Below are 14,393 nucleotides of genomic sequence, written 5' to 3' on the forward strand. Positions count from 1 at the left end.
TGTTACTAATGGTGTGTTAGTAGGGATACGAATGAGGTCTCAATACCGACACGCGGCGATTTTGGGGATAAAGGGGATAAAAATCACCAGTCCTGCAACCGCTTATTGTACAACAACGGTATATTACAGTTTTCAACTTCAAGAATCCATATTTCGGGAACGGATAATCTTTCCGGATTTCGTCCGGGGAATACGTTCGGTATATATAATCTCGCGGGGGATGGCATGACGGGGTAACAGTTTCCGGAAAACCGCATCCATCTTCCTGCGCTTTTCCGGCGGCCACTCCATATCCTCCACCACCATGACGATACGTTCCCCGAGACGTTTATCGGGCAGAGAACCGATATAAAAAGGGACTTCCATCTCCCGGAAAACGAGGTCTTCCAATTCCTCGGGGGAGAATTTGATCCCCCCGCTATTGATTACGTAATCCAAACGCCCTTTCCACACGAAATGCCTCTCATCTACGAGCTCCACCATGTCCCGGGTGCAAAACTCCGATTCCCGAATATGGGGAGCATGTATGCAAAGACATCCGGATTCGTCCCGGCGGAAACGTACTCCTTCCAATGCCTCGAAACAAGCGGAAGCCTCCGCTCCGTTCAATCGCATAAGAGCCGTATGGGATGCCGTTTCCGTCATTCCGTAAGTAGCGAAAAAACGGGTGGGAATATCCGCCAACCGCTCTCTCGCAGTCTGTGCCAGGGGGCCTCCTCCTATCAAAAGATTTTCCACCTTTTCGAACCGGTGGCATTCCCCCGAAGACAGGATGTCCTCCACTTGCAGGGGTACGAGTGCTCCGAGTTTGACCTTCGTATGCAGGAAGGAAAGAGGCAAAGAAGAGGGAGGTTCCGGCAACAGAACGGCCCCTGCTTCGAACGCCCTTACCACCATCATTTTACCGGCTATATAAGAAAGCGGAAGCGAAAGCATCAGTACGGAATCCCGGGATATGTCGAAAAAAGCATTGGTCAGCCGTGCCGAAGCCGCCATCGCTTTTTTAGGCAGACGGATAAGCTTGGGCATACCCGTAGAACCGGAAGTACGCACCTCTATAAAGTCCCGGGAATCGCACCATTCCGACACGAATGCACGCAATGCGGATTTCCACGGGACATCATCTCCCAAGGCTCCGGCGGCTACCTCCCGCAAACCGAAATACCTGTCTTCATACAGAATTTTCATAAGTCCCCGTTCCATATCCGTTTACAATCCCCCGTTCCCGTATCTTTCCCGGAACAAGGCCTCGACATCGCAACGGGAAGGTCTCTTCCCTCCGGCATATCTCAAATAACCGCCTTCCGTATAAAGAGGCGCATCCGTATTATTCGTAAACAAAGCGCCCGTACCCAATCCCTGAGGCAGGGGATTCCCATGAACATAGGTCCACTGGGCAATGGCATTCAGGCCTATATTCGACTCCAAAGCGGAAGTGATCCACCACGCTATCCCCATGGATTCGGCAATCCTTATCCATTGCTCCGTGCCGTAAAAACCTCCGACAAGCGAAGGCTTGAGTACGATACAGGCCGGACGGATATAAGCTAACATCTCCCGTTTGGAAGTTTCATCGTATAAGCCTATCAATTCCTCATCCAAGGCCACGGCAATAGGGGCATTCGCCGCAATCCTGCGCATAGCCCCGTAATTCCCGGCCCTGACGGGCTGCTCCACCGAATGGATACCGAAGGCGGATAAACGTTCCAATTTATACATGGCTTCCTCTTCCCCGAAAGCTCCGTTCGCATCGAGACGAATAACGGCATCCTTCCCGAATTTCTCGCGGACCATCCGCACCAAAGCGAGTTCCGATTCGAAATCGATAGCTCCGATTTTAAGTTTTATACAGCGGAAACCCTCCTCCCGTTTCTCCTCCACACGCCTCCGCATAGCTTCGAAGCTCCCCATCCATATCAAACCGTTTATGGGAATCCCCGCCTCGCCGGAAGTGAAAGCCGAGGGAAAAAGCAATCCCCCGCCCTCGAAGTCGGCAAGCGCCGTTTCCATCCCGAAACACAAAGAAGGATATGCCTGCCAGGCGTCGGGAGTAAACCCGCAAACGTCGTTGCAAACCTCCGCTAGCCGCTCTTCGTAATCCGCTCCCTCTTCCGCACTCAATCCCCGGAATAAAGCCGCCTCTCCGTAACCTGCCCAAGAGGGGAAAGCATCGTCGTATACCCTCACGAAATAAGTCTGTTTGGTATGCAAAACGCCCCGCGACGTCCCTGCCGGCTCCCTGAATTTCAAGGTATAGGGGATATAATCAGCCTTAAGCATCAACCCGGGAATTTAGGGAACTTGTCGAAATCCGGAGTCCGCTTTTCCAAAAAGGCATTTTTCCCCTCCTGAGCTTCTTCCATAAGATAATACATAAGGGTGGCATCCCCTGCAAACTCCATCAATCCTCTCTGACCGTCGAGCTCCGCATTCAAAGCCCGTTTAATCATCCGGATCGCCATCGGACTCCGGCTCAATATCGTCTTGCACCAGTCCACCGTTTCGTCCTCCAACCTCGCGGCAGGTACCACCTTGTTTACCATCCCCATAGCTTCAGCCTCCGCAGCGGTGTACTGACGGCATAAAAACCAGATCTCCCTCGTCTTCTTCTGACCTACACAACGGGCAAGATAAGAAGAACCGAAACCTCCGTCGAAACTCCCGACCTTGGGCCCGGTCTGTCCGAAACGGGCATGCTCGGCCGCTATCGTCAAATCGCATACCACATGAAGCACATGCCCTCCTCCTATGGCATAACCGTTGACCATGGCAATGACGGGCTTGGGCAGAGAACGGATGGCCTTATGCACATCCAATACATTCAATCGGGGAACACCTCCTCCGTCGATATATCCTCCCATCCCTTTCACATGCTGATCTCCTCCCGAACAAAAAGCCTTATCGCCGGCTCCGGTCAAAACGACTACACCTATATCCGGACGCTCCCTGCATATATCCATGGCATCCAGAATTTCGGTATTCGTCTGCGGCCGGAAAGCATTATAAACCTCAGGCCGGTTGATGGTTATCTTGGCTATTCCCTCGAAATACTCGAATAAAATATCCTCGTATTTCTTTATTTCCTTCCATTCTCTCATATTCATCTGTTTTAATTGTAAGTTCTATCGGTTTACGGGGTAAGACTCCCCCGAAATATATGTAAAATACGATTTCAATACAGGGGCGTTTTCAAACCTCGGCGTTTCCACCTCGAGCAGGACCGCCCTGTCGCCGGATGCGAAAAACGAAGGCAACACCGTTTCCAGTTCTTCGGCGGAAGCGGCCTTCATATATCTCCATCCGTAAGCTCCGGCCATTTCCCTTACGGGAACTTCGAGCGGAGTCTCGAAACAGGTCTCCAATTCCTTCAAAGAATCCGGCCCGGGAATAAAACGGAATATCCCCCCGCCGCCGTTACGCATCACGATCACCCGCATCCGCCCGTTTACATAAGGCATCCACAAAGCATTGGAATCGTACATAAAACTCAGATCTCCCGTAATCAAAACGGTGATCCCGGAATATACTTCGGAAAACCCCATTGCCGTGGAAGTGGCCCCCTCGATTCCGTTGGTTCCCCGATTGCTCCATTCTCCTCCCGCATAATGCGTGTGTTCGAATAATTGGAGATAACGTACGGGCGTGGAATTAGCCGCATGCAAAGCAGCATCATGGGGAATATGCCGTAAAATCACTTCGAAAGCCTTGAGGTCGCTCCATCCCGCATCCGCCATAAAGGTACGGTGCAGAAGCTCTGCCTTCCGTTTTACCCTCTGCCACGAACCGGCGTAGGAAACTCCTTCCGGTGAGAGGGACTCCGGTGCCTTATCTTTCAACCGTCCGGCGAATTCCTTCCAAAAGCCCGAAGCCCCCGTACATATATGATGGGTAAGCGCACAGAAAGTGTCCGGAGCCGGAAACCTCTCGTCTATCCCCCAATGCTCCGAAGGTTTCGCCCTACGTAAAAAAGTTTTCAACATACGGGAAACCAATGAGCCTCCGAAAGAAATAAGGAGTTCCGGATAAAGCGATTCGTCTTCTCCGGCTGCGGCCAATACCCGGTCTACCGTACCTATCCCCGTATCCGTACGGATATTGGAGAGACTCTCGGCAAACAAAACCGTATGGGGGAATTTGCATATATCCTGCAATGCGGCGGACACGTCTTCGTCGGGAGGATAAAAACCGGCGACGATCATCACTTTGGGAGCTTCCAAAAACCGCTTTACGAGCATATCCCATACCTCTTCCGGCAATTCTTGCCGTTCCCTCACGAACGTTATCGCCCGCTCTTTTCCGGAATATCCGGAGGAAGTCCCGTATAGCGGTTCGCAAAACGACATATTGATGTGTACGGGTCCTCGCCGGGGCATCAGCGCATGGTTCAACACCTCATTCAAACGGCGATTGGCATACCATGCCGAGGCGGAAGTATCGAATTCCGCTCTCAGGCTGCAATACGACTTAACGAAACCGGCCATAGCTCCCTCCTGTCGAATCGTCTGTCCCTCGTCTTGGTCGATCCATTCGGCGGGACGGTCGGCCGTTACCGCAACCAAAGGAATTCCCCTGTAAAAAGCCTCGGCAACGGCAGGAGCATAATTCAACATGGCCGTACCGGAAGTACAAACCAATCCTACGGCTTCACCGGAAGCCAAAGCCAATCCGAGAGCGAAAAAACCGGCGGAACGCTCATCCGCGATCACGTATTTCTCGAAAGCGGGATTCCGGGAGAAAGAAAACAGAAGAGGAGCATTTCGCGAACCGGGCGACATAACGAGTTTACGTATGCCCTTCATCTCGAATAAATCCATCAATACGCTTACGCCTTTCTTATCCGAATAATTCGAATCCATCATCTTGCATTATCATTAAAATTCGCCTTATCCGCGACGGAATGTATTCCAAGCACATTCAAAAGAGTAGCCGCCTTATCCGAGGTCTCTTCCCATTCGTCTTCGAATATCGAATCTCCGTTTATACCTCCTCCCACATAAAGCCGGAATGCCCCGGGAAACAGCTCCATCGAGCGGATGTTCACATACAATCTTGCAACATCCTTACCCACAGGCCCCAAATATCCTCCGTAAAATTTGCGTTCATGCACCTCTACCTCCCGGATACACGCCAAAGCTTCCTCACGGGGGAATCCGCCGAGTGCCGGGGTAGGATGAAGCGCCTTGAGCAAGCTTTCTAAGCCGTCTCCGGTCAAAGCCGTAAAATCCGTACACAAATGGCAAATATTACCGGCCATAAAGGTGTGGGTCTCCGACATCTCTACGCTGCGACAACGGGTTTCAAGTACTCCCCGGATATAGTCCCTGACTACTCCTTGCTCTTTTATCTCTTTTTGTGTCCACGGCTTAAGCAACTCGCCTTCGAAAGATACGGGCCTGGTTCCGGCCAAAGCCATGGTCTTTACACGTCCTTCCGCATAATCCAACAGGAGTTCCGGACTCGCTCCTGCCCATACTCCCTTTCCCGGAATAAAATAGAGAAAAACGAAAACATGGGGATAAGCCTTCCGGAGCAACTCCCAATAAGAAAAAACGTCGGAGAATCCGGAATCGTCCCTCTTAAGGGTCAAGGTGCGGGATAAAACGACCTTTTCCAATACCCCGGAATCTATCCGGCGCATAATCTCCTCAAAAGCCGTACGGTAAGCTTCCTTATCCATATCTCCGGATTCCGGACAAGGCATACGGATACCGGAGAATACGGCATTCTTCAAATCCCGCACCGCCTTATCCGTCAAATCTCCCCCACATTCGAATTCCCCCGGAATAAAGTAAGCCTCTTCTTCCGAATCGAAAGGAACCGCAACAAAACCGGGAACGGAAAAATCCGCCGTCTTACGCTCTATTCGTCCGCTAAGCGAAACTCCGAAACCCAGCCGTCCTCCCTCCCGCTCGGGCAAACGGTATAAATAAAACGGTACGAAAGAATCCAGACAATGAGTCACCGCCTCTTTCATACCCACAGGAAGATATTTCTTACACATACTGCAAACATAGAAAAAAGCTGAATTTCCGCGAAAAAAAAACGACAAGAAATACGGATTAATTATCGTTTACTACTTTTATCTCCTCAAAAAATACTTTCGAAAATCAACCACCTATACTCCGAACGAGATTCCCATACGCTCCCCTTGTTTAATAAGATCATTATCGGGTGATACGCGCTTCGTCTTTCCCGCAATTTCAGCGAGCGGCACAGAGCCGATTTTCCCGTCTTTTAAGCAGACCATACGTCCGAACTGCTTTTGAGCCACAAGCTCGGTCGAATGACCGCCAAGAAGTGTAGCCAAATTGCGATCGAACGGCGAGGGGTTTCCACCGCGCTGAATATATCCAAGTACGGTCTGACGCACCTCGATACCTGTCGCCTCTTCCACGGCATGCGAAATATAATCGGCGGGACTGGGACGGTCTGTCTTCAGTCCTTCCGCCGTCACAATGATCGAATACGGTTTGCCGAGATGCAAACGGTGCAATATCTTTTCATTGACTTTATGAATATCAAAACCCAATTCGGGAATAAGGATAATATCTGCCCCGCCTGCCATCCCGGCATAGAGCGCAATCCATCCGACGCTATGCCCCATCACTTCGACCACCATCACGCGCTTGTGGGAACTGGCTGTCGAATGTAGCCGATCGATGGCTTCGGCTGCAATATTGACCGCCGTATCAAACCCGAACGTAATATCCGTGCCGTAAATATCATTATCGATTGTCTTAGGTACTCCAATCACATTCAGACCGATTTGGGAAAGTTTGTTGGCCGTCTTCTGCGTACCGTTTCCGCCGATGCAGATAAGACAGTCAAGTCCCATATCGATATAATTCTGACGGATGATTTCCGGCTTTTTATTGTCGCCGGACTGAATAATCTTTTTGAAAGGTTTCTCACGCGAAGTCCCGAGAATCGTCCCTCCCAGGTTCAGAATACCTGAAAGCGTCCGTTCGGTGAACACCTCCACATCGCGATTAAGCAACCCCGTAAAGCCGTTATGGATACCTATCACCTCCATATCATAGTGCATAATAGCCGTTTTGCCTACTCCGCGAATCGTCGCATTAATGCCGGGACAATCTCCACCCGACGAAAGAATACCGATCTTCATACATCTTATCCGTTAAAGAACTACCTCGCACAAAGATAAGTTTTTTCGGAAGGATACGAAACGTAAACAATAAAAAACAGCAAAGCAACACTAATGTAATATAAAATATACTACCTTTGCCCCAAAGATAAAAAAACGGAATTTATGTTGAAGAAACTCACTCTTTGGACAATACTGTTCTGTTTCGTAGCATGCCAGGAACAGGATAAGCAGATTGTCATACTTTCAACAAACGATATGCACGCACATATCGATGATTACGCGAAAGTAGCGGCTTACGTCGAACAAGAAAAACAAAAGAATCCGAATGTATTGGTATTAAGCGCAGGCGATTTATTCTCGGGCAATCCGATCGTCGATTATTGTCCGAAATATGGTAACGGCTTCCCCATAATCGACCTGATGAACCGTATCGGATACCATTTTACGGTATTCGGCAATCACGAATTCGACTATGGTCAACAAATTTTATGCGACCGTATCGCTCAAGCCGAATTTCCGTTCCTCTGTGCCAATATGACGGTGAGCGACAGCCTTTGCATCAAACAACCCGAACCTTCGGCCATGATCGAAATCGACGGGGTGAAAATCGGAATCATTTCAGCCGTCCAAATCGAAAACGTAAACGGTCGACTCATTCCTGCCACACATCCCGACAAAGTTAAAGGCATCACGTTTACAGACCCTGTCGAAGCGCTCTATAGATTGCGCGAGATGCGAAATAAATGTAACGTGTTTATCGCTTTGACACATACGGGACTCGATACGGATAAACAAGTTGCCGAACGTATGCCCGAACTCGATCTGATTGTAGGGGGACATACGCATACGAAACTCGACACGGGAATCATCGTAAACAACGTCTTGATCACACAGGCAAACGAATACCTGAAATACATCGGGAAAACAACGATTACGGTCAAAAACGGTAAAGTAGTCGAAAGAAAAAACGAATTAATCAATCTGGCCAAATTGAGTGACGAAGACGAATCCATCAAAGCATTGATCACCAAATACCGCGACGAATCACCGATGAACGAGATCATTGGAGAAGTAGGTAAACAATTTGACGGGAAAGAAGCGCTTGGCAACCTGATGACGGATGCTATCGTCAACGTACATCAAACGGATTTTGCCTTCCAAAATGCCGGTGGAGTACGCATCGGGAGAATTGAAAAAGGTGAGCTTACCATGGGTAAAATTTATGAACTGGATCCTTTTAACAACCGTATCGTGATCATCGAAATGAAACCGAACGAAATCCGTTCACTCATCAAAAATTCTCATAAACGCAAGAACAGGCGTGCCGATCTGTTCGTATCGGGGATGACGTATAAAATTTTCACAAAAGACGGCGAAGCGGAACGCATCGAAATGAAAATGGCAAACGGAAAACCGCTCAACGAAAACAAGTATTACCGAGTCGGGATCAATGATTATCTCGCATCGGCTTATACGTATGATCATGAAAAAGCGCCGCAGATCACCAATAAAACATCGGAGGAAACAACTGTGGAATATATCCGAAACAAAAAACAAATTGTACCGCAACATCCGCGTACGGAAATCATTGAAAAATAATAATAAAACACTCAATAATTAAATAAATAACATTATAAGCAACATTATTATCAGAATCAAATATTTACACACAAAAGAAGTTTATTGTTTATGAAAAAGGTTTATCTATTTCTTCTCATGAGTTTATTTGTTGCTATTTCAGCAACAGCTCAGATCACAACATCCGCCATCAGCGGAAAAATCACGGAAAATAACGAAGCCCTTATCGGAGCCACAATTGTGGCGGAGCATGAACCTTCGGGAACGAAGTACGGTGCAATCACCAATGTAGAAGGGCGATATGTTATTGAAGGTATGCGTCCCGGAGGACCATACAAAGTATCGATGTCGTACGTCGGCTATCAAACATTAGAATATACAGATATTAACTTACAACTTGGTGAAACGTTCGTACTCGACGCAGTGATGAGTGAAAACACGACAGAACTCAACGAAGTGATGGTAACAGCTGTTTCATCTAAATTTACAGGAATGAAAACAGGAGCAGCCACAAACGTTTCGAATCGTCAGTTACAACTTCTTCCGTCCATTAATCGAAGTCTGACCGATTTCACACGCCTCTCTCCCTATTCAGGTGGTGGAACGATTATCGCAAGCCGTGACGGACGAACAAATACGTTTACAATCGACGGTGCAAACTTGAACAACAATTTCGGGCTTTCGAGCAGTCTTCCGGGAGGAGGAAATCCCGTTTCACTCGATGCTATCGAAGAATTACAAGTTGTTGTAGCACCTTTCGACGTACGTCAAACAAACTTTATGGGCGGTGGAATCAATGCCATTACAAAATCAGGTACAAACATCTTCAAAGGAACGGTTTATACGTATCAACGGAACGAAAACTTACGTGGTAATAAAGTAAATGGTCACGATTTGGGAGAAAGAGCCAAAGAACGTACCGAAACTTACGGTTTTACACTCGGAGGCCCGATTATCAAAAATAAATTGTTCTTCTTTATCAACGGTGAATATGAAAATTCACCCGAACCGATTACGAAGTATCGCCTTTCAACTGATGGTATAGGTAATGGTGCAGCACAAATTTCGCGTGTTACAGCTGCCGAAATGGAAGAATTTTCAACCATCCTGCGTGACAAATACGGATATAATGCCGGTTCACACACAGACTTCAGCGACGGAGGTACGAAAAATTATAAAGCATTGGCTCGTCTGGATTGGAACATCAACGATTCTCATAAACTGAGCGTTCGCTTCAACTACACGACAAATAAAACAATGAACGTTCCGAACGGAACTTCTACAGTCGGTTCACGCGCTACATCCTATCGTATTTCTGATCAGGCTTTTTCTTTCCGTAATGCATGTTATGGTATGGAAAACAATGTATGGTCTGTCACAGGCGAATTAAATAGTCGCTTTAGCAATAATTTGACAAACCGTTTACTTTTTACGTATTCTGACATTCGAGACGAACGGAGTTCAGACTCTTCTCCATTCCCTTTTATTGATATTTGGGATGGTAACGGAAATGCATTCATGTCTGCCGGATACGAACTTTTTACATGGAATAATGCAGTAAAAAACAATGTAGTTAATTTACAAGACCATGTTACATGGACATTAGGAAAGCATAAATTAATCGGTGGTTTGAATATCGAATACCAAAAAGCCGGAAATTCATTTATGCGTTTTGGAACAGGCTATTATAAATATGAATCATTCGACGATTTCAAAAAAGGTGCAGCTCCTATTGCCTTCGGATTAACTTACGGATACAATGGAGAAACGAATCCTGTTGCTGAAGTAGCTTTCCTTCAATCGGGACTTTTCTTACAAGATGAATGGAATCTTACCGATCGTTTCAGACTTACCTATGGTCTACGTGCCGACATATTGAACTTTACGACTAATATCGAAACGAATCAGGCTTATCTGAAACTCGATTGGAAAGATCATTTCATTGCCAAAAATGATCCAAATTATTCATCGTTTAAATCGCCGCGTGTAAATACGGGCAAATGGCCGGATGCCGCATTACTTTTGTCGCCCCGTGTAGGTTTCAATTACGATCTCATGGGTGATCGATCGCTGGTCCTGCGTGGAGGAACGGGTGTATTTACCGGACGTATTCCATTGGTATTCCTTACAAACATGCCGACAAACGGTTCCATGATACAAAATACGGTCAGCATTACAGAAGCAAAAACACTTGAAAAATTTAAAAATAATATGCTGACAGACGTCAATCAGATGATTCAAACATTAAATCTTCCTACTACTTCCATTTATGGGAATTCTGACGCAACGGCTTCAAGAGCAACAGTAGTCGGTATCGTAAACAATTTTAAAATGCCACAAGTGTGGAAAAATACACTAGCTGTCGACTATACTTTACCCGTTTCATTTCCAATGACATTTACACTCGAAGGAATGTATAATAAAGATTTGAATGCTGTCGTAATGCGTAATTGGAACATTGTAAATAATGGGAATTTAGAACGTTTCTCAGGTCCGGACAATCGTTTGGATTATACAACATCTTCAACAAAAAATTACCTTGTTGATAAAAACGTAACCGGAGGTGCTATCATCCTCGATAACTCAAAAGAAGGTTACAGTGCTTCCGTCAATGCAATGGTAACGGCTGAACCGATAAAAAATTTGAATCTTATGCTTTCTTACACGCATCAATGGGCAAAAGAAATCACAGGTTTACCGGGTAGTCAGGCTTATTCCGCATGGCAGAATTTATACAGTATAGACGGTCCGAATAATGCTCTGCTACATAATTCACAATACTTAACACCCGACAAACTGATAGCTTCGGTTACATACAAAAAAGAATACGCTAAAAATTTTGCAACTTCAGTAGGTCTTTATTATGCAGGATTCTCCACAGGATCATATAATTACTATTACAGCAATGATATGAACGGAGATAAAAATTCATTCGATTTGATTTACATCCCAAAAACGAAAGAAGAATTGAAATTTGTGGATAAAAACGGTTTCACTGCAGCTCAACAAGCTGATGCCTTCTGGAATTTCATAGAACAAGACAGCTATCTTAAAAAACATAAGGGAGAATATGCAGAAGCTTATGGTGCCTTCCTGCCATGGATCCATCGGTTCGATTTAAAGATTGCTCAAGATTTTAAAATGAAGGTTAGAAAATCTGTAAATATTTTACAAGTATCTCTCGATATGTTGAATATCGGTAATTTACTCAACAGTGCATGGGGCGTAACAAAAACGACTTCACCTTCTAACTTTGGAAAAATACTGAAATATGAAGGAAAAAATGTTGAAGGTACACCGACATATTCGATGGGTTATAATACGATAAACAAAGAAAAAAGACTTTATACCAATACATACGAACCATATCTGAACAGTTCGAACTGCTGGCAAATGCAAATTGGTATAAGATACATTTTCAACTAAAAAATATATTTAAAATCAATATTTTATTGAAGGTGTGTCGTAATGCACGATGCACCTCCTTTTTTTATCAGCCATTTTGAAAAGAAAGAAGGAAGCTGAAAACTCAGGAAAAAGTTGTTTATAAAAACGGAAAAAAGAATTTGATTCATTCATGCTGTTTTCAAACAGACATCAAATTTACCTCCCCAAAAAATGATACGAATTCTTTTATGTATTTTTCAAACGACAAAATCCACCAAAAAAACGGTTTTTACAGTCTGAAAATATCCCCTGAAAAAGTTTTCAAACTTTGTTTATAATATATTTTAAAATTCTGTATACCAATTATTTAAACTGTTTATATCTTACTCAAAAAACGATCTATTCATTTGAAATAATGAAATACAAAAAATCATCGAAAAAAATTTCAACACTTTAAACAGCCTATTATCTATATCATTATAGATTTTTAAAAATTAATCTAATGTATATACCCACAAAAAGTAGTTGAAATCTTCTTTGCCTCGTGTCGATTTGCTGTAATCAAAAGAACGGAATTTGCATATCGGAAAGAGTTACGTATATTTGTGGACTTTAAAAATTTATGTTTATGGAACGTTTCAGTGAACTATGTTATCCGATTTTTGAACAGGCTACAAACGATTACCACTTAACAGATGACGTGGATGCCATGATTCGAAATCCTTACTCGCAAGAAAAAATTGAATGGTATCTCTATTTGAAGAATTGGATCGATGCCGTACAGTGGCATCTCGAAGATATTATTCGTGATCCGAATATAGATACTTCAGAAGCGCTGGTTATCAAACGCCGAATCGATAAATCCAATCAGGATCGAACGGATTTAGTCGAACGGATTGATAGCTATTTTCTTGATAAATATAAAGATGTTTGTGTATTACCTGAGGCGACTATCAATACGGAAAGTCCCGCTTGGGCAATCGATCGTCTTTCGATTCTGGTATTGAAGATTTATCATATGAAAGCTGAGGCTGATCGTACAGATGCTGAGGCTGATCATCTTGATGCTTGTCGCCGGAAACTGGCGGTATTGCTTGAACAGAAGAAAGATCTTTCAACGGCATTAGATCAACTGTTAAAAGATATCAGCGAGGGACGGAAATATATGAAAGTTTATAAGCAAATGAAGATGTATAACGATCCGTCGCTTAATCCTGTTTTATATAGTAAGAAGTGAACTTCGGCAATGAGATCACGAATGGCGATTAAAAGAGCGTTGGTGATTCGTTTCCGACGAGTAGGAGATTCTGTTTTGGCTGTTTCGGTATGCAAGAGTTTGAAAAAAACATTTCCCGGAGTTCAGGTCGATTTTGTTTTAAATGACAATATAGCCTCTTTGTATGAAGGTCATCCCGATATAGATCGGATTATTACCTTCAGTGACGAAGAAAACCATAATCTACTGAAGTATTTAAAACGTGTCCGTCGTTTAATGCGTGAGACGCATTATGATGTGATTATCGATATGCGTGCTACGGTGAAGACTTTATTTTTCAGTCTTTTTTCGTTACATACGCCTTTTCGCATAGGAACAAAGAAAGCCTACAGTCTTTTTCTGAATAATTATCGAGTACCTAATCGGGATGATAGTTCGTTAGATATGGTACAATGTAATTTAAGACTGTTGGAACCTTTGGAAAAAATTACTGAAGTCAAATATGACAGTTCGTTTTGTTTGTTTGTTCCCGACGAAGAGAAGGAGGTTTACCGTTCGTATATGGAGCGTCAGGGAATCGATTTTAAGCGTCCTATAGTTCTTGCGGCTGTTGCTACTCGCATCGTCGGAAAAGGCTGGGATATGGAACGTATGAAGGTAATGATTGAAAAAATGATCGAAAGATATCATCCGCAAATCATTTTTAATTATGCTGGTGAACGTGAAAAAGGAATTTGTAATCGATTATATGAAGATTTAGGTAGAGATCCTCATATTTTTATGAACATTGAAGCGAATTCGCTTCAGGAATTACGTGCCCTTACGTCCCTTTGCGATTTCTTTTTTGGAAATGAAGGAGGTCCTCGTCATATTGCTCAGGCTTTAGATATACCTTCTTTTGCTATTTATCCTCCCGGAATACGTAAAAGTCTTTGGCTTCCGGGACATCATGTACGTTTTCAAGGCATAAGTCCGGATGATATTCTTCCCGATGACGGAACAATGACAAAAGAAGAACGCTTCGGATTGTTAACGACCGAACGTGTTTGGGAAGGACTTGATGAAATGTTAAGTACTTATCTTCTCTGTTAAGTGAAGTAATAG

At 44.6% G+C, this 14,393-nt stretch carries 10 protein-coding genes; 4 read left to right on the forward strand and 6 right to left on the reverse strand.

From position 1 onward, the window contains the following. Positions 1-138 precede the first annotated feature (138 nt). The 6 genes from Q4A89_RS05470 to Q4A89_RS05495 form a co-directional block, all read right to left on the reverse strand. Positions 139-1,203: an AMP-binding protein gene (locus tag Q4A89_RS05470; protein WP_303184236.1), complete on the reverse strand. Its 1,065-nt coding sequence runs from the start codon at positions 1,201-1,203 to the stop codon at positions 139-141. Between the two features lie 6 nt (positions 1,204-1,209). Next, positions 1,210-2,280: an o-succinylbenzoate synthase gene (locus Q4A89_RS05475; RefSeq protein WP_303184237.1), complete on the reverse strand. Its 1,071-nt coding sequence runs from the start codon at positions 2,278-2,280 to the stop codon at positions 1,210-1,212. Next, positions 2,280-3,104: a 1,4-dihydroxy-2-naphthoyl-CoA synthase gene (gene menB, locus Q4A89_RS05480; protein ID WP_303184238.1), complete on the reverse strand. Its 825-nt coding sequence runs from the start codon at positions 3,102-3,104 to the stop codon at positions 2,280-2,282. Before menB ends, Q4A89_RS05475 begins: the two co-directional genes overlap by 1 nt. An 18-nt stretch (positions 3,105-3,122) precedes the next feature. Next, complete coding sequence (menD, locus tag Q4A89_RS05485) at positions 3,123-4,859, reverse strand: 2-succinyl-5-enolpyruvyl-6-hydroxy-3-cyclohexene-1-carboxylic-acid synthase (protein ID WP_303184239.1); 1,737 nt, start codon at positions 4,857-4,859, stop codon at positions 3,123-3,125. Beyond that, on the reverse strand, positions 4,856-6,001 hold the full coding sequence (locus tag Q4A89_RS05490; RefSeq protein ID WP_303184240.1) for an isochorismate synthase: 1,146 nt from the start codon (positions 5,999-6,001) through the stop codon (positions 4,856-4,858). Before Q4A89_RS05490 ends, menD begins: the two co-directional genes overlap by 4 nt. Before the next feature lie 114 nt (positions 6,002-6,115). Beyond that, the gene (locus tag Q4A89_RS05495) at positions 6,116-7,126 is read right to left on the reverse strand and encodes an ATP-dependent 6-phosphofructokinase (RefSeq protein WP_303184241.1); all 1,011 of its coding nucleotides are present in this window, start codon (positions 7,124-7,126) and stop codon (positions 6,116-6,118) included. Between the two features lie 144 nt (positions 7,127-7,270). On the opposite strand from Q4A89_RS05495, the gene Q4A89_RS05500 reads away from it, so the two are divergent. The 4 genes from Q4A89_RS05500 to Q4A89_RS05515 all read left to right on the forward strand — a co-directional run bounded on the left by Q4A89_RS05500 (position 7,271) and on the right by Q4A89_RS05515 (position 14,381). Then, the gene (locus Q4A89_RS05500; protein WP_303184242.1) at positions 7,271-8,707 is read left to right on the forward strand and encodes a bifunctional UDP-sugar hydrolase/5'-nucleotidase; all 1,437 of its coding nucleotides are present in this window, start codon (positions 7,271-7,273) and stop codon (positions 8,705-8,707) included. Positions 8,708-8,797: 90 nt separating this feature from the next. After that, positions 8,798-12,112, forward strand: coding sequence for a TonB-dependent receptor (locus tag Q4A89_RS05505; protein ID WP_303184243.1), 3,315 nt, complete (start codon positions 8,798-8,800; stop codon positions 12,110-12,112). A gap of 583 nt (positions 12,113-12,695) precedes the next feature. Next, positions 12,696-13,310, forward strand: coding sequence for a DUF4254 domain-containing protein (locus Q4A89_RS05510; RefSeq protein ID WP_303184244.1), 615 nt, complete (start codon positions 12,696-12,698; stop codon positions 13,308-13,310). A 21-nt stretch (positions 13,311-13,331) separates the two neighbouring features. After that, positions 13,332-14,381 (forward strand): glycosyltransferase family 9 protein, encoded by a 1,050-nt coding sequence (locus Q4A89_RS05515; RefSeq protein WP_303184245.1) that lies wholly within the window; start codon positions 13,332-13,334, stop codon positions 14,379-14,381. The last annotated feature ends 12 nt before the right edge of the window (positions 14,382-14,393 follow it).

The sequence above is a fragment of the Tannerella sp. genome, from assembly GCF_030528505.1.
Lineage (GTDB): Bacteria > Bacteroidota > Bacteroidia > Bacteroidales > Tannerellaceae > Tannerella.